Source organism: Nitratireductor aestuarii (assembly GCF_014641695.1).
In the GTDB taxonomy this organism is placed as follows: domain Bacteria; phylum Pseudomonadota; class Alphaproteobacteria; order Rhizobiales; family Rhizobiaceae; genus Chelativorans; species Chelativorans aestuarii.
Genome location: NZ_BMIF01000010.1, coordinates 146,674 through 162,734 on the forward strand (window position 1 = coordinate 146,674; position 16,061 = coordinate 162,734).

14 protein-coding genes, 1 tRNA gene and 1 rRNA gene are annotated in these 16,061 nt (G+C 58.9%); 13 read left to right on the forward strand and 3 right to left on the reverse strand.

Features of this window, described 5'->3' with window-relative positions; translation table 11 throughout:
* The first annotated feature begins 151 nt into the window (after positions 1–151).
* From IEX27_RS16025 to IEX27_RS16080, 12 genes are all read left to right on the forward strand, one after another.
* Positions 152–652, forward strand: a complete 501-nt coding sequence (locus tag IEX27_RS16025; protein ID WP_188722089.1) for a flavin reductase family protein — start codon at positions 152–154, stop codon at positions 650–652.
* Positions 649–1,158, forward strand: coding sequence for a flavin reductase family protein (locus IEX27_RS16030; protein ID WP_188722090.1), 510 nt, complete (start codon positions 649–651; stop codon positions 1,156–1,158). Before IEX27_RS16025 ends, IEX27_RS16030 begins: the two co-directional genes overlap by 4 nt.
* 177 nt (positions 1,159–1,335) lie before the next feature.
* Positions 1,336–2,031, forward strand: a complete 696-nt coding sequence (locus tag IEX27_RS16035; protein ID WP_188722091.1) for a GntR family transcriptional regulator — start codon at positions 1,336–1,338, stop codon at positions 2,029–2,031.
* 51 nt (positions 2,032–2,082) lie between these two features.
* Positions 2,083–2,235 carry a hypothetical protein gene (locus IEX27_RS16040; protein ID WP_188722092.1) on the forward strand — a complete coding sequence of 51 codons (153 nt, stop codon included), beginning with the start codon at positions 2,083–2,085 and terminating at the stop codon, positions 2,233–2,235.
* Positions 2,236–2,625: 390 nt separating this feature from the next.
* Positions 2,626–3,726: an LLM class flavin-dependent oxidoreductase gene (locus IEX27_RS16045; protein WP_188722093.1), complete on the forward strand. Its 1,101-nt coding sequence runs from the start codon at positions 2,626–2,628 to the stop codon at positions 3,724–3,726.
* 95 nt (positions 3,727–3,821) lie between these two features.
* On the forward strand, positions 3,822–5,159 hold the full coding sequence (locus IEX27_RS16050) for an NtaA/DmoA family FMN-dependent monooxygenase (protein ID WP_188722094.1): 1,338 nt from the start codon (positions 3,822–3,824) through the stop codon (positions 5,157–5,159).
* Positions 5,160–5,177: 18 nt separating this feature from the next.
* The gene (locus IEX27_RS16055) at positions 5,178–6,002 is read left to right on the forward strand and encodes an ABC transporter permease (protein ID WP_188722095.1); all 825 of its coding nucleotides are present in this window, start codon (positions 5,178–5,180) and stop codon (positions 6,000–6,002) included.
* Positions 6,003–6,012: 10 nt separating this feature from the next.
* Complete coding sequence (locus IEX27_RS16060) at positions 6,013–6,834, forward strand: ABC transporter ATP-binding protein (RefSeq protein ID WP_188722096.1); 822 nt, start codon at positions 6,013–6,015, stop codon at positions 6,832–6,834.
* Positions 6,835–6,877: 43 nt separating this feature from the next.
* Positions 6,878–7,873, forward strand: a complete 996-nt coding sequence (locus IEX27_RS16065) for an ABC transporter substrate-binding protein (RefSeq protein WP_188722097.1) — start codon at positions 6,878–6,880, stop codon at positions 7,871–7,873.
* Positions 7,874–7,953: 80 nt separating this feature from the next.
* A complete protein-coding gene (locus IEX27_RS16070) occupies positions 7,954–8,946 on the forward strand; it encodes an ABC transporter substrate-binding protein (RefSeq protein ID WP_188722098.1) in 993 nt (330 codons plus the stop codon).
* 6 nt (positions 8,947–8,952) lie between these two features.
* Positions 8,953–9,291, forward strand: coding sequence for a hypothetical protein (locus tag IEX27_RS16075; RefSeq protein ID WP_188722099.1), 339 nt, complete (start codon positions 8,953–8,955; stop codon positions 9,289–9,291).
* Between the two features lie 12 nt (positions 9,292–9,303).
* The gene (locus IEX27_RS16080) at positions 9,304–11,022 is read left to right on the forward strand and encodes an asparaginase domain-containing protein (RefSeq protein WP_188722100.1); all 1,719 of its coding nucleotides are present in this window, start codon (positions 9,304–9,306) and stop codon (positions 11,020–11,022) included.
* A 243-nt stretch (positions 11,023–11,265) separates the two neighbouring features.
* Here IEX27_RS16080 and IEX27_RS16085 read toward each other — a convergent pair whose 3' ends face one another.
* On the reverse strand, positions 11,266–13,251 hold the full coding sequence (locus IEX27_RS16085; protein WP_188722101.1) for an autotransporter domain-containing protein: 1,986 nt from the start codon (positions 13,249–13,251) through the stop codon (positions 11,266–11,268).
* A 577-nt stretch (positions 13,252–13,828) separates the two neighbouring features.
* Between IEX27_RS16085 and IEX27_RS16090 the strand changes: the two genes are divergently transcribed.
* Entirely contained in the window at positions 13,829–15,136 is a 1,308-nt protein-coding gene (locus tag IEX27_RS16090; RefSeq protein WP_188722102.1) for a hypothetical protein, read from the forward strand.
* Between the two features lie 587 nt (positions 15,137–15,723).
* On the opposite strand, the gene IEX27_RS16095 is transcribed toward IEX27_RS16090, so the two are convergent.
* Positions 15,724–15,800, reverse strand: a tRNA-Met gene (locus IEX27_RS16095).
* A gap of 97 nt (positions 15,801–15,897) precedes the next feature.
* Positions 15,898–16,012 (reverse strand): 5S ribosomal RNA (gene rrf, locus IEX27_RS16100).
* Positions 16,013–16,061: the final 49 nt, after the last annotated feature.

Sequence of the window (16,061 nt, forward strand, 5' to 3'; positions counted from 1 at the left end):
CGGCGCAAGACGCTGTCCCATCACCACATCGGCGGATCAACCTTTGGTGGAATCTGCAGATTTGTTAGCAGGTGCACAAAAATCGTCTTGCGCCTTAAAACATGTCTGTTACGATAAAATCAGAAATGTTAGTTCAAGGAGCAGACGTAGGATGAACGACATTCCTGATCTTCCCGACATCGATCCTCCGACGTTCTGGAACGCGATCGGCTGCCGCGCGGCGGGCGTCGCCATCGTGACCGTGAATGGTGCGGAAGGACCGGCCGGCTTCCTGGCCTTGTCGGCAACGCATCTCACCGCCTCTCCGCCGACGGTGACCGTCTCGCTCGACAAGAAGACGAGCGCGGGGGCGGACCTGCTTGAGCGACAAAGCTTTGCCATCAACTATCTGGCTCAAGAAGGTGAGGACATCTTCAGTCGTTTCACCAGCCGCGACGGGCCGAAGGGTGCGGCTCGCTTCGAGGGTCTGGATCTCACGACGCTTGAGACCGGCGCACCGATCCTGCCGGGCATCACCGGCGCGCTCGACTGCCGCCTGGAAGAAGTCATTGAACGCTACGGCACCTATCTGTTGATCGGCCGTATCGTCGCATTCAGCAACTTTTCGGACCGTCAGCCTCTGGTCCACTATCAGGGAAAGCTTCTAGCATGACTGACATTTCAACTGATGACAGAGCCGATCTCTTCAAGCTTGGAATGCGCCGCCTCGCGGCCGGCGTGTCGCTGATCACCACCAGGGACGAGACCGGCGCCCGCCACGGCCTCATCGCCACCTCGGTCACCTCGGTGTGCCTCACGCCGCCATCGCTGCTGACCTGCATCAACAAGTCGGCTTCGAGCCATGACACGCTGGTGAAGGCCGGGTTCTTCTGCGTCAATCTCCTGCCAGAAGGCGCTGACGATATCGCCATGCGTTTCAGCTCCTCGCGTTTTCGCGATGTGCGCTTCGCCGAAGGCAACTGGAGCGAGCTCGAGACGGGTTCGCCCGTGCTTGAGGAGGCGCTTGCCAGCTTCGACTGCCGCATCACCAATATGGTGGAAGCCTCTTCCCACACGATTTTCATCGGCGAAGTCGTGGCGGTGCGTCTTCCTCCGCAACCGATCCAGCCGCTTGTCTACATCGACGGCGTGTTCGCCCGCTGCGCCCACGCGGCCTGATTCACAGGTCGAGAGGCCTGAAAGTTCACCGAATTCAGCTTGCCGGGCTTTGCGTCAGGCTAGTCTTTCCTAATGTGAAATGTTAATGACGACTTCAGGGAGGATCGTCCGTCCTACGCTGTAGCGTAGCGGCCGCTTCCCCATGCAGTTTCGTCAACAGCTACAGGGAAAGCATTCTTGGCACGCAAAAGCACCCAGCCGAAGGTCAAGGGACTCCTACGCAACGACGCTTACGAACAGATCCTGATGGCGATCATCATGGGCGACCTGCAACCGGGCTCGCGCGTGGACGAGAAGGGTCTGATGAAAATGTTCCGGCTGAGCCAGGCTTCGGTGCGTGATGCGCTCTCCCGCCTTGCGCTGGAAGGACTGGTGGAACGGCAGGCACGCATCGGCACCCGTATCGGCGACCTTGGCCTGCGCGAGTTGCAGGACGTGTTCGAGGCTCGCATGATCGTGGAGAGCAATGCCGCCAAGCTGGCCGCCCAGCGCGCTTCGCCGGACGATCTCGCTGCCATCCGCTCGGCCTATGAGGGGCACGAGAAGGCGATCGAAGCGCGTGACATCCGCGCCATTGTGCTGATGGACCGCGCCTTCCACCGCTCGCTCGCGGCCGCCTGCAAGAACAGGCAACTGGAAGAGACCATTATCCGCCTGCACAACAACGCGGCACGCTTCTGGTGTTTCAACATCCAGCGGGCGACAAACGAGAGCCATTACCGGCAAATCCGCGAGCACCTCAAGGTGGTCGACGCTATCGAAAAGAAGGATCTTGCCGAGGTCGACCGGCTCATGCGGGGGCTTCTCAGCTACTATCCCGACAGCCGCTTCATGCTTGATCCGGGTATCGACGCGCTGGCAACTGCCGTATAGTGACGCTCAGGCGGGATTGGCTCCCGCCATCATTTTTGAAGCGGCGGACTCATGGAACTGATCCTTGCTCTAGGCGCTATCCTCACGCTTGCTCTTGTCTGGGCGACCGTGAAGTTCGTCGGACGCGGCGCAGGCATGGCCGCCCTCCTCCTGGGCATCGTCGTCACTGCCCTTCTCTACGTCCAGCTCGGGCTCGACAGATAGAGCCGGGGTCTGTCCGGCCCTTCTCCATTCTTCTCTCATTGACCTTTCAGGCGTTGCTATCGCAGGCGCTAATGCCGCAATATTGCTTGCGATTTTCGACGTGTCGGGTGACTGTTTCGGACACCGCTGCATTGCAGCAGAATTGCTTCAAATATGAGTTTCCCTGCCCGTTTTTTACTCAAGATACTTTGCTTTTGCTTACTTTTTGCACTGCAACATTTTGATTGACATGGGTCAAAATCGCTCCCATATTTTGAGTATAAAATGTTTATAAAACGGGAACTGAAATTTCAGTCGCGCTTGCAGAATAGCAGCGCTTACTCTCGATAAGCGCAAGTCCTTCTGCAGACATTCTCTCGGTGCGACCCAAACCGGAAGGAGCACTTGCCCATGCGCAAGGTCGAGCTTGGCGTATTCATGCCAGTCGGAAGCAACGGGTTCCTGATGTCCAAGCGGACACCAAGATATCATCCGACATTTGAACTCCACCGCGACATCGCACAGGTGGCCGAGGATATCGGCCTCGACTACCTGTTCTGGATGGGCAAGTGGATGGGTTTCGGCGGCGCAAGCGGCTTCTGGGAGAATACCATCGAGCCTATCTCCATGGCGAGTGCGCTGGCGCCGCTCACGACACGGCTGAAGCTCTTCGCCACCATCAACCCGCTGCTGTTCCACCCCGCGGTCGCGGCCAAGATCATCTCAACCGTGGACAACATCAGCGGAGGGCGCTTTGGCATCAATGTCGTCACGGGAAATACGCTCGAAGAACTTGAGCAGATGGGCGTCGTGCCGGATGGATACAGCGACTATCGCTATGAATATGCGGATGAGTGGCTGTCGGTCGCCAAGATGCTGTGGTCCGAGGAGCGCAGCACTTTCGAGGGACGGTTCTTCACACTGGACAATTGCGTGTCCAACCCCAAGCCGCTGAGCAAACCCTACCCGAAGATCGTCAGCGCCGGTTTATCCGGCGACGGAATGGCCTTCGCTGCCAAGCACTCCGACTACCAGTTCGTCGGCCTCCGCGCTGCGGACGTGCTGCGGATGCGGGAGGCCGCAGCAGCCCAGGGCCGCGAGGTGAAGGTGGTCACCTCCATGTTCCTCGTCCATGGCGAAACGGACGCGGCAGCCGACAGGGAATTCGAGGCGATCCGTGACGATCTCGACGTCGAGGCGGTCGAAAACCTGATCCGCTCCTTCGAACGGGACAACCGCGACTCCTACAAGGACCGCACCTCGCACCTGCGCCAGCCCAACACCGTGGGCTTCGGCTCCGGCACGCCCGTCATGGGATCCCCGGACACCATGGCACAGAAGCTCTGCGAGATGATTGTCGAGAGCGGCATCGACGGCATCCAGTTTACTTTCGTCGACTTTGTGAAAGATCTGAAGTTCTTCGGAACAGAAGTATTGCCGAAGCTGAAGTCAATGCTGGCGCGACACGACATTGTCGTCGCCGACGCACCCGCGATGGCGGCTGCGGCTTAGCCCAAGAACCAGCGCAACGCGCAACCCTGAACAGGAACTCGCCAGCACCGGTCTCGGTGCGGGATGGGCGGACTCTTACCCAAACGGACCCTTCCATGACAGCAAAGATGCATCTTGGTTACGACCTCTCCTGGATACAGCTTGAAGGCCGCTGGCGCCTTCCTGGTTCCTGGACCAATGCCACCTACCCCGATATCCGCATCTTCAAGGAACTGGCGTTGATCGCCGAGCGCGGCCTGCTCGACTTCATGTTCTGGGGCGATGGCACTGGCATCCCCAGCACCTGGAAGGGCAACCGCGACGCTGCCGTACACTGGGGTGTTGGCTGGCCGCGCCAGGACATGAGCCCCTATATCGCGGCGCTGTCGCAGATCACCTCGCGCATCGGCTTCGGCCTCACCTATTCCTCCACCTACATGCATCCGTTCTACACGGCGCGGCTTCTAAACTCGCTCGACCACGTCACGAACGGTCGCATGGCCTTCAACATCGTCACCTCATCGCGCAAGGCCGATGCACAGAACTACGGCTTTGACGAGCTGATGGCGCACGAGCAGCGCTACGAGCGCATGGAAGAGTTTGTGCACGTCTGCAAGTCGCTCTGGGCGAGCGTCGAGCCGGATGCCTTTATCTGGGATCGCGAGACTGGGCAGATGGCTGACCCCTCGAAGGTCAAGGCCATCGAACACCGCGGCAAGTTCTTCAATGTTATGGGACCGCTTCCCTGCGTCCCCTCACCCCAGGGTCGCCCCGTGCTGGTGCAGGCTGGCGCTTCGCCCCGTGGCATCCGGGCTTCTGCAAACTTCGCCGATATGGTCTTTGCGGCAAGCCCCGGGCTCGAAAAGCAGGTGAGACATCGCCAGGCGCTGGATGCGGCACTCACCGCCGAGGGGCGCGACCCCTTGAGCGTCGGTATTGTGTGGGACGTGGTGCTGATCGTCGGCGAGACCGAAGAGGATGCCAAGCGTCGTCACCAGCAGCTGCTCTCAGCCGTTCCGCTGGAAGCGGTGGGCGCCTTCATGTCCCACGGGCTAGGCTACGACCTTTCCACCCTGCCGGACCGCTTCACCGTCGAGGAGATCAACGCGGAGATCGTGAAGCGTAATGCTTCGCCGGTCGCCTTCCTCAATACGACAGCCGGCATTGATCCCAAGGAGACCATCACCAAGAAGGACTTCTACGAGATCATCCGCCACCACACGGCTGGCTACGACCATGCGATCGTGGGAACAGCCGCCCAGGTGGCCGATTACCTTGAAGAGGTGTTTGTCGCCACCGGCGAGCGGGGCGGCTTCATGATCGCCCATCCGCCGGCCGTGCCGCGCGACCTTCTCAACATCGTCGACTTCCTGGTGCCCGAACTGCAGCGGCGCGGACGGTTCCGCAAGGAATACCGGTACCAGACGCTGCGCGAAAACCTGCTCGAAAGCTAGCCGAAGGGAAAAGCGACCATGGCCATCACAACGTTCTTCAGCAGTGTAGCGGCCAGTGGCCGGGAGTTGACACTTTCAGACATCATCAATGCCGAGCAGACCCGTAACACTGCGATCTCGCTTCTCTCGGTCCTGGCGCTGGTCGGCATCTGGCAGGTTGGCGCCTGGTCGCTTCCCTCGAGCGTCCTGCCCGCCCCGACCACAGTGGTCCAGGCGCTTGCCGCGAACCTCGCCAAGCCGGACATCTGGATCGACATAGGCATCACGCTGAGCCGCATCGCCGCCGCCTTTCTCATCTCCATGTGTGTTGCGCTGGTGCTGGGCTTCTCCATGGCGCTGTCGAAGACGGCGGGCGTCTTCTTCCACGTCTGGATCGTCTGCGGCATCACCGTGCCGGCGCTGGTGACGATCCTCACGCTCTACATGATAATCGGGCTGAACGACACCGCCGCCGTCATCGGAGCGGCCGCACCGGTCATCCCGGTTCTCGCCATCAACATCCGCGAAGGCGTCAAGGGTATCGACCCTCGCCTGCTGGGCATGGCGCAGGCCTTCCGCGCCAAGCGCCGCCAGCAGTTTGCCTCCGTCATGGTGCCGCAGATCGCGCCAATGCTGCTGGCCTCCACCCGCTTCGGCATCGGCCTCATCTGGAAGATGGTGCTTTTCGTCGAGCTGCTCGGCCGTGGCAGCGGCGTCGGCTACCGCATCGAGTTCTTCTACCAGATGTTCAACATGACCGAGGTGCTGGCCTACGCGCTCAGCTTCGTCTTCGTCATGCTCTTCATCGAAGTCGCCATCCTGGGCACCATCGAACGCCGCATCTTCCGCTGGAAGAAGCAGTAAGGGGACAGCCATGAACTACCATATCCGCGAACCCAAGGTCCCCACGATGTCCCAGATTTCTCTGACCGACATTCACAAGCAGTTTCCCGGACGGGGAAAGAAGGGTGGCTGGAAGGCGCTCGACGGCGTGTCACTCGAAATCGCCGCCGGCGAGATCGTCGGTCTTCTCGGCCCGTCGGGCTGCGGAAAATCCACGCTGCTCAACATCGTTGCTGGCCTCGACACCACCTTCGAGGGCAAATTCTCCATCCAGGGCAAGTCGCTCACGGAACAGATCGGTGCTGGCTTCCGCATCGCCTATGTCTTTCAGGAGGCTCGGCTGATGCCCTGGAGAACGCTGCGCCAGAACATCGAGTTCGTGCTGGAGGCAGCGGATTTTGCCCGCACCGAATGGCCGGGCCGCATCGACAAGGTTTTGAGCCTCGTCGAGCTTTCGAAGTTCGCCGACTTCTATCCGCTCCAGCTTTCGGGCGGCATGCAGCAGCGCGCTTCGATCGCCCGCGCCTTCGCCATCGAACCGGACATCCTGCTGATGGACGAGCCATTCAGCGCGCTTGACGAGCTGACCGCACGCCGCCTGCGCGAAAGTCTGCTGCACATCTGGTCTGCCTTCCGCTCGACCATCCTCTTCGTCAGCCACAACGCCTTTGAATCCACCTATCTCGGTGACCGCGTTTACATCATGAGCCCCGGCCCGGGCGGACGGATCAAGGAGCAGATCAACCTCACCCACATTCCACGGCCACGCAGCTACGAGGACAGCGCGCTGTTCGAGCAGAGCAAGCGGGTCGTGGAGAGCCTGCGGAGACACATGGGCGAGCTGGTCGAGTGACCAGGCGCTTGCCCATCAACAACAAGCACAGGGGAATACTCGCATGAAACTCTTTCGCAGTTTGATGACAGCGGCAGCCATCGCCGGCTCCGCCCTCCTCGCAACCTCCGCCGGAGCCGAAGCCCCGAAGGGCGACGGTTCGACGATCAGGCTCATGTCCAATCCAGTGGGCACGCAGTCCTATCCGCCATTTGTGATCAAGAAGTTCGAGCTCGACAAGAAGTACGGCTTCAACCTCGAAGTCATCCCGTTCACCAATCCGCAGGCTTCCGTCGCGGCGCTGCAAAGCGAAAGCATCGAGGCCGTCGTTCAGGACTGGATTTCTCTGGCGCGCCTGCGCAACCAGAACGTGCCGGTGATCGGCGTGGCGCCGTTCCTTTCCTACGTGAACACGGTTCTGCTGCCGGCAGACTCCGAGATCAAGACGCTGGCTGATTTCAAGGGCAAGCGCATCGGCACCTTCAGCAAGACCGGGTTCGACTGGATCATCGTGCAGGCCGTGGCGAAGAAGAACTATGGCATCGACCTCGCCAGGGAGGTGGAAGTCCAGGAGGGCGCACCGTCACTGCTGCGCGGTTCGCTGGAACAGGGCCAGCTCGACGCCACGCTCCAGTATAACTCGCTGACACCCGACATGGTGCTTTCCGGCAAGGCGAAGCTCATGATGACCATCCATGACGTGGTGGCAGAGCTCGGTTTCTCCGAAGCGCCCTTCCTCGTTTACACGATGCGCGAGAAATACGCGGAGGCCCATCCCGAGAACACCAAGGCCTTCGTCGCGGCCTATCAGGAAGCGATCGACATTCTGCTCACCAACGAGGAAGTCTGGAAGGAACAGGGCGAAAACCTGAAGCTCGCACCGGAGGCGACAGAGGTCTTCCGCCAGAACGCCAGCAAGGAATTCATCAAGACCTTCACGCCCGAGATGAACGGCATCCTAAACGAGACCTTCAAGGTGTTGCTGGATACCGCTGGCCCGGAAATCATCGGCATGACCACCATGCCGGACAAGATCCTGACGCTCGACTACCAACCGTAAGCGACAAGCTCAAAGCCTAACGGACAGCCCTTTTGGGGCTGCCCCTCAGCCCAGGAATCCAAATCTCAAGGAAGCTTAACATGTCGCTCTTGAAGCGCTTCCACACCACCGCCGCAGCTCTTTTCCTGGCCGCCGCATCCTTGGGCGCCGCCCATGCTGAGCCGATCGGCGATGGTGGGAAGATCCGGATGATGGCGAGCCCTTACGGCTCGCAGTCCTTCATTCCCTTCGTGATCCAGAAGTTCGAACTGGACAAGAAATACGGCTTCGAACTGGAGCGCATCACCTTTGCCGACAGCAAGGCGTCGAGTGCTGCGTTGCAGACCGGGAGCGCTGAAATCGCGATCCAGGACTGGAACGGCCTCGCGTTGATGCGCAACGCGGGCATCGACGTCATCGGCATTGCTCCCTTCATCACCTATGTCACGACCATCGTCGTGCCGGCAGACTCCGAGATCGAGGGCATCCCCGATCTGAAGGGCAAGAAGTTCGGCATCTTCTCGCATACGAGCACCGACTGGATCTTCGTCGAAGCCGCCGCCAGCAAGAAATACGGCATAAAACTTTCCAAGGAAGCTGAGCTGCAGGAAGGTGCGCCAACCCTTCTTCGCGGTGCGCTTGAACAGGGCCAGATCGACGCGACGCTGATGTTCTCTTCCATCTCGCCCGAGATGGTCGCAGGCGGCAAGTTCAAGGAGATCTTCACGATCCGCGATGTGACCGAAGAGCTCGGCCTGCCGCTCGCGCCCTACCTGATCATCTCCTCGACCGAACGCTACGCCAAGGAAAAGCCGGAGAACCTCAAGGCTTTTGTCGCCGCCTACAAGGAAGTGTTCGACATCCTGATGACCGATGACAGCGTGTGGCAGGAACAGGGCGCCAACATGAAGCTGTCGCCCGGAGCACTGGTAGTCTACCGCGACCAGATGCGCCGCGATCTGCTGAAAAGCTTTGAACCCGACACGGCGGAGACGCTCAGGAAGACCTTCGCAATCCTCAAGGAAACCGCAGGCTCTCAGCCGCTCGGCATGGAAGAGCTGCCGGAAACCATGCTGACGCTCGAATTTCAGTGAACCGCGATGATCGTCGAATCCACCAACTATTTCGCCAGGCAAGGGCTCGCCCAGGCGGTGCTGGAGCGGCGGCGGGAAGGCTGCCGCCTGCGAGAGATGATGGGCCTGCCGCCAGGCCGCGTCTTCGTCAATCGCGGCGGTGCCGGCCCGGACGTTCGCTGGGAGTGCAGCTTTGCCGATGAGGCAGCCTATCAGGCAGATCTGGCGGCTCGCGACAAGAGCCCCGCATTCGCCGCCCAGCGGCAAGAGATGGGGGCGCTCCTCGAGCGCTTCGAGCGGCACATCTTTGAACTTGATGACGAGACCTGCCTTACGAGCCAGGGCGTGCTCGAACAAACACCATAAGGGGAACGAAAAATGGCCCAAAGCAACACTGGACCGGGCAAGAAGATCCGGATCGCACATCTGGCAGGTCCCAATGCGACCATCCAGAACACGCCGCCGCTCGTCACCTCCAACAAGGCGCGTGCCCGGCACGGTCTGCCGCTGCTCACAGACGTCGAAGGCAACCCCTCTCGCTACGACGTGCTGCGCCCGCAGAAGCTTGCTGCGCCGGTTGTCGTTTACGTCGAACAGTTTTCCGCCCATCCGCTCGAAAAGGATCTGGCCGAACTCTACGCCGAACCGGACGGCTACCTTGATGAGTACGGCGAGTTTACCCGTGAGCGCCGATCGGAAACCGACAAGCCGGTTTTCAAGGTAGAGCTGAAGCCCGAGGACGGATACTACCCCCTTCCCTATATGGCGCTGCAGGCCGATGGCTCGCCGTGGGAGACGGACGGCACCGGCGCGCGCGTCGAGCGCGCGAAAAGCCGTCAGCCGTTCATGCCGGACGGCAAGCGCACCTTCGATGAGGTCGACCGGCTCGGCATCGACTCGCTCGGCATCGGCAACACGATCTCCAACTATGCGGAGGTCGATTACTTCCGCTTGGCCCCTTCCGGCGGCTACACCAAGGGCCTTTCAGCTTCAGAGCGTTCGGACCAGGGCGAAGGCGACATCGCGCCCGAAACTCCCGGCAAGGATTTCTTCCACTATCGTCCGGCGCATCTCAACGCCTCGCCGCCCCGCATGACGCTCGCGCGCATCACCAACATGGCGCAGGAAATCCTGGGCTCCGGCGAATATGATGGCGCTATCTGGACGCAAGGCAGCCCCCGCATTGAGGAAACGGTCTACTGGTTCAGCCTTGCGCTCGACATCAAGGTGCCGATCTGCGGCAACGCTTCCCAGCGTTATCATGGCCAGATCAGCAACGACGGGCCGAAAAACCTCGCCGACTCTGTCGAGTGGCTCCGCTCCAAGGTCTGGGCCGACGAAGATGGCAAGAACCGCGCGGGCATCGTGATGGTGCAGGACCAGCGCGTATTTGCGGCTCGCGAGGTGACGAAGGTGGACGCGCGTCCCGGCGGCTACGCCGCTGCTGGCGGCCATGGCGGCATTCTGGGTGCTGCCGGTGGCGGCACGGGCTCCGTGCTGCGCTACATCCCCGCGACGAAGCACACCTGGCAGTCGGAGGTGAGCATCACCAAGCTGCCGTCCAGCGTGACAGGCCTCCGCGGCACCCCTTCGGGCATCGAGACGATCACCGTTGCCATCAAGGATGCGGAAGGCAAGCTTCTCGAAACCGCAATCCCGAAGGTCTCCATCGTCAAGGACGCAAGCTACATCGAGGATGACTGGGAGAGCGATCCGGCGCAGGAAGTCGATACGATTGCCTTCATGGAATACAAGCTGAAGAACGCGCCGCTCTCAGGCTTCGTGCTCGAAGGCCTCAACCCCTATGGCAAACCTGCCGCAACAGCCAAGTCACGCATTCTGCTCCAGGCCGTCTACTCGGGCTTCCCGGTCGTCAATGTCGGGCGTGGTACAACGGAAGGCTTTGCCATCCGTGGCGGCCCCTTCATTGCAGGCTCCAATCTCACCTCGGTGAAGGCGCGCATGCTGCTGATGTTATGCATCATGAAGTTCGGCATGCTTCCGCCAGCGAAGGATCCGCTCAACCCGACTGCCGCGGAAAAGCAGGCTACGGAAGAGGTGCTGACGAAGTATCAGGCGATCTTCGACACGCACTGATCATTTCAGTGTTTCACAGAAACGCTGAAATGACATAAGCCATTGTTTTAACGCAATTCCGGACGGAAAAACAGGTTCCCACTTTTCCTGGAATTGCTCTAAAACCAATCCAGGAGATGCGGCACCCCTTGGGGCGGAAGGAAAGTTCCTTCCGCCTTCTTTTTTGCCTTCGTGAGGTTCAAAAAGAAACAGCCAGACGGGGCCCCCATCTGGCTGTTTGTTATTTCACGTTCTCTGACGCCTTCAGAATTTGTAGCTGAGGCCACCCTGGACGCTTGCGGAGGCTACGCCTTCCGAGCTGTAACCCGCTTTGCCAACCAGCGAGAAATCATAGTTGCCCTTGGTAAAGCCAACGTCCACGCCGACGTAGCCACGGGCTTCCGAAGCCGACATCCCTGCGATCTCATAGGAGGTGTTGATCAGCGACGCGTCGACCTTGCGGCCGTCGATGAACGTGCCTTCTGCACCGAGCTTGCCGCTGGCGCTCCAGCCTTCCTCGCCTGCACCAAAGCGCAGCGTGCCGAGTTCGAGTTCGCCGTTCACCGAAAACACATGGGTGAACTGCGACCCGACGGAAAGCTCCGACAACGTCTCGGAATAGCCATCCTGATGGATGGCGGCATAGAGCAGAGTCATGCTCGGGGTCAGGCGCAGGTTGCCCAGCTCGTGATCCATGCCGACGGTGATCGACGGGCTCACGAAGATACCGTTGTATTCGCCGTAGGCCGTGACGATGCCACCCTCTGCCATATTGTCGTTCATGCGGCGCGAGCTGTTGCTGGTGGTAGCGCCGAGACCGGCAGTCACATCAACAAAGGTAGAGCCATGAGCGAACGATCCATAGGCGCCGCCCATAATCGTGGTCGTGTCCACACGCGAACCCATGGCTAGCCGCGCTACACCATCGCCAAAGCCGAGGAATGCACCAACGAGGCTGCCGTCAGCATAGCGCTTGTCGAAGCCGAAAACACCGCCGCCAAGGCTGGTGCTGAAGCCTTCGCTGCTGCCACGCGGCGAAGAAGCCGCGCCAAATCCGCGAGCCCAGGCGGTATAGCCTTCATCAGCCTCTGCCGTGCGTACAACCGCAGGGGTCGCGGCATAGCCGAGCGGAACCATATCGCCCGCCGCGCCAAGTCGGCGCCCACTCATGTGGCCGCGAACCGCGCCCGAAACCGCACTGTTGGCCTCAATGGCTACGGTATTGCCGCCATGTACGAGGCCCGGGGTCAGGACGGTGAGCACACCGTTGTTCTCTGCAAGAATCTGGCGGTCGGTGATGATCGTTGTCGGCATGCCGTCAATGGTCAGCCGCGCATCGAAGCCGTAATCCACGTACAACGTCGCCGTATCGGGCTCGGCAAAGTAGATCCCGCCCTCAGTCACAGAACCTGCCACAAGCATCAGCATCTGGTCGGCCTTCCCCATGTAGAAGGCTTCCGCGTCCTTGCTGATGACTGTGCCGCTGCTCGCCACGGCCATGCCGGCCGCATTGGCGTAGACGGCCTGGGCGCCCTCACCGGTTGCTTCGATCCTGCCGTAGTTCAACAGCATCGTCCTACTGTCTTCGGTGTCATCATAGACGTAGACACCGATACCGTCCTCGCCACTTGTACGCAGGATACCGTTATTTGTAATCACCGCGTGCGAACCGTAGACATAAATGCCGTAAGCGTCGGTTCCCCGCGTCTCGATCAGCCCGTTGTTGGTGATTACTACATCGTCGGCATCTTCGGCATAGACGCCATAGGAATTTTCATCGGCGAAAGTAGCAACTGTGCCGTTGTTGATGAAGACGAAGTCGCCGGCAGTCGTGTAGACGCCATAGCCGCACTCACCGAAGGTGAAGATATCGCCCTCGTTGGCGATGGTCGTGAAAGTGCCCGTGGAGTAAAGCCCATAGGCTGCATAACCATAGGTCTGGATCGTCCCATCATTGTTGACGGTCGAGCCGTCTCCGTTGATCGTGACTGCGTCTCCATCAGCCGCTTCGATCAGGCCCCCGTTGTTCAGAACCTGAGAATCGGCATCCATCACAACGGCGCCGTCTACCGTGGAAACAGTGCCGCCAGCCTCAACTGTCAGCGTATCACCGACGCTTTCAAGGGTCTGGGTTATGCCCGCAATCTGACCATCTTCAATAACGATGTCGACTGCAAGCGCTGAGCTTGCACCGATTGAACCAACCGCGACAATCGCAGTCGGCAAAACCGCCATACCCCTCAATTTCATCTTATGCCCCTAAATCGACTGCGTCGAATACGTTAGCTCGACGCATAAACAGTATGCTGTGCTAATAAACCGCCCTGAACCTGTAGCATGCGGGAGCGAAGCGTCAAGGGTATGGAAATAATGTTTAATAAGCAGAAGCAGCCGTGCGCCACCCGATGAAGCCGACGCCTAGACTTCCCTGATGTAAGCCCAACCGAGATGTTGATTTTCGGGGGCGCAGCCCCCGCACCCGCTCTCACCGGTTTCGTTGCGAATGATGGTGCGAAGCCCACCCGCGCTGGGTTCTTGCGTGGTTCAAGGACGTCGCTATCGCTGTCATCGAAAAGCGCAGTGGCGATTGTCCGCCCCTCCCAAAAAATGTCGTTTATCGGTTAAACCTCTTTTCCGAATAACTTCACTGCTTATCCGACTACACCCATCCATTCCCGCGACTTTTTTCTTATTACCAAATATCCGGCTGATGCACTTTACTGCCAAACGGATGGAATTGTCCGGATTCTCCTAATGAAGTGCTAGCGAGCATTTACCGCTAGATTGATTGACGGAAGTAAACGCGGATGACTATTAGGATGCTTACATGGAGCTCACGGTGAGAAAAAATCCTATTTCCCATTTGATCGATAGGATCCTCCCGGTTCAGAAGGACGAGAAAGCGTCACCGCATCCGTTTCTTGTGGTGTCCTACTTCACTGAAGATAATGAATATGTGGACCATGCATCGAAACTGCGCGCTTCACTGGAGAAATGGCGCGTCCCATATTCCCTTACGCCCATCAAGACTTCCGGGGTATGGGAGTATGATTGCTCTCAGAAAGCGCGCTTCATGCGCGATGCCTGGGAAAACTCCACGGTACCCATCGTCTGGCTCGACGCAGACGCAACGGTGGAGGCATATCCCGCACTTTTTGCCGAAATTGACGCTGATTTCGCAATTCATAAATGGCAGGGCTGGGAATTTTGCAGCGGCACCACCTACTTCGGCAAGTCGCCTATTGCACGCAAACTCCTGGATCAATGGGTATTACGCTGCGAGGCAGATCCTATTGCCTGGGATCAAATCAATTTGCAATCTGCTTGGTGCGACATTGCCGCTACCGAAGCCTTGAAAACATACTGGCTTCCGAGACCGTATCTGCAGATTTTTGACGCGCCTGAAGAAAGTCCGCCCGTTATCAAACATTGGCAGGCATCTCGCCGGCCCAAGAATGACGGCCGTTCAAGCCCTCAACCTCAGTTGGCACTTACTGAACGGGGTATTCAATTACGCACTTCACATGTTCCCTGGCGGAGATCAGAGGAGGCGTTCTGGATTGCACAAGGTACAGCGCACATCAAACCAGAAGCAGGCACAGAATTCCCGGAGGGGTTCGACATTGCAGAAGTATTACGCGAGGCTATCAACGGAGAATGGCCACTCCTCGAAATCGGATGCGGCGTTGGCAGGATAGCCTCCCTGTTCTCTCCCACCGAATATATCGGCGTCGACATCAATCCGAATGCTATTCTTCAGGCGCGGCGCTTACTACCGCACCATAATTTCAGACTCTATGACGATGGTTATGCCTACCCTCAGGCACCAACAGCGTTGTTTTACACGGTCCTTTTGCATGTCTCCGACCAGGCGCTGCCATTCCTGCTCGAGGAAGCGCTAAAAGGAAAACACAGAATTATTATTTCCGAAATTATGGATACCCGGTGGCGTCGTGAAGGAAACCCGCCTGTCTTCAATCGAAACCCGGAGGACTATATATTACTTATGCAGCAACTAGGCTTCCAGCTTACTTTTGTGAACAAGACACCTTATGAGCGATATGACAGGGAGCCTCTTAACGTCGGGCGCGACAGCCGTTTAACGACATTGGCTTTCGTCGCAGTCGATAGCTGACCATAGCCTTTTTTATTTGCCACCAGCTGAAAAGTAGCCTCTCACTCACCGAGCTTGCTCTTTCCAGATGTAGCAGTTGGCTTCTCCAAGCTGAGCGAGCACGCACTTGTGGAAGCCATGAGCGAACACTTGTTGCAGAACATCAGGCGGGAAACGAAAAAGCCCGGCGCGTTGAGCGACCGGGCTTTCATTTAGTTGCGGGGGCAGGATTTGAACCGTTCGTCGGGGAATTGGTCCACTGGATCAATTCCTGATCCTCCTCACCCTTCAGGTTCTGAGCCAGAAGAACACCGGAGCGGGCCTTCACACAGAACAGCGTGTCTCATGCCGGGCCTTAGAGGTGCCGCTAAACAAAAAAAGCGCCGGGCTGATGCCTCGGCGCTTTGATTTGGTTGCGGGGGCAGGATTTGAACCGTTCGTCGGGGAATTGGTCCACTGGATCAATTCCTGATCCTCCTCACCCTTCAGGTTCTGAGCCAGAAGAACACCCGAGCGGGCCTTCACACAGAACAGCGTGTCTCATGCCGGGCCTTAGACGTGTCGCTAAACAAAAAAAGCGCCGGGCTTGTGCCTCGGCGCTTTGATCTTGGTTGCGGGGGCAGGATTTGAACCTGCGGCCTTCAGGTTATGAGCCTGACGAGCTACCGGGCTGCTCCACCCCGCGTCAAAGTATTTCTGTTCCAACAACAAGAGGCCGCGGTGAGCGGCCTTCGAGTTTGAGCTGTGAAGAGAGAATGTTTTGAAGAACATGCGTTTGGCAGACCTGGCAGCGACCTACTCTCCCGTGTCTTAAGACAGAGTACCATTGGCGCAGGGGCGTTTCACGGCCGTGTTCGGAATGGGAACGGGTGCAGCCACCCCGCAATAACCACCAGGTCGGCAAAACGCATGTTTTCAAAATCAAGAAGCTGGAATGGTGAATGGT

Bases quoted from the DNA above. Each gene is read 5' to 3' on its own strand.
- IEX27_RS16080 (WP_188722100.1), top strand. From the start codon at position 9,304: ATGGCCCAAAGCAACACTGGACCGGGCAAGAAGATCCGGATCGCACAT.
- IEX27_RS16050 (WP_188722094.1), top strand. From the start codon at position 3,822: ATGACAGCAAAGATGCATCTTGGTTACGACCTCTCCTGGATACAGCTT.
- IEX27_RS16085 (WP_188722101.1), bottom strand. From the start codon at position 13,251: ATGAAATTGAGGGGTATGGCGGTTTTGCCGACTGCGATTGTCGCGGTT.
- IEX27_RS16040 (WP_188722092.1), top strand. From the start codon at position 2,083: ATGGAACTGATCCTTGCTCTAGGCGCTATCCTCACGCTTGCTCTTGTC.
- IEX27_RS16075 (WP_188722099.1), top strand. From the start codon at position 8,953: ATGATCGTCGAATCCACCAACTATTTCGCCAGGCAAGGGCTCGCCCAG.
- IEX27_RS16070 (WP_188722098.1), top strand. From the start codon at position 7,954: ATGTCGCTCTTGAAGCGCTTCCACACCACCGCCGCAGCTCTTTTCCTG.
- IEX27_RS16065 (WP_188722097.1), top strand. From the start codon at position 6,878: ATGAAACTCTTTCGCAGTTTGATGACAGCGGCAGCCATCGCCGGCTCC.
- IEX27_RS16030 (WP_188722090.1), top strand. From the start codon at position 649: ATGACTGACATTTCAACTGATGACAGAGCCGATCTCTTCAAGCTTGGA.
- IEX27_RS16060 (WP_188722096.1), top strand. From the start codon at position 6,013: ATGAACTACCATATCCGCGAACCCAAGGTCCCCACGATGTCCCAGATT.
- IEX27_RS16025 (WP_188722089.1), top strand. From the start codon at position 152: ATGAACGACATTCCTGATCTTCCCGACATCGATCCTCCGACGTTCTGG.
- IEX27_RS16055 (WP_188722095.1), top strand. From the start codon at position 5,178: ATGGCCATCACAACGTTCTTCAGCAGTGTAGCGGCCAGTGGCCGGGAG.
- IEX27_RS16045 (WP_188722093.1), top strand. From the start codon at position 2,626: ATGCGCAAGGTCGAGCTTGGCGTATTCATGCCAGTCGGAAGCAACGGG.
- IEX27_RS16090 (WP_188722102.1), top strand. From the start codon at position 13,829: ATGGAGCTCACGGTGAGAAAAAATCCTATTTCCCATTTGATCGATAGG.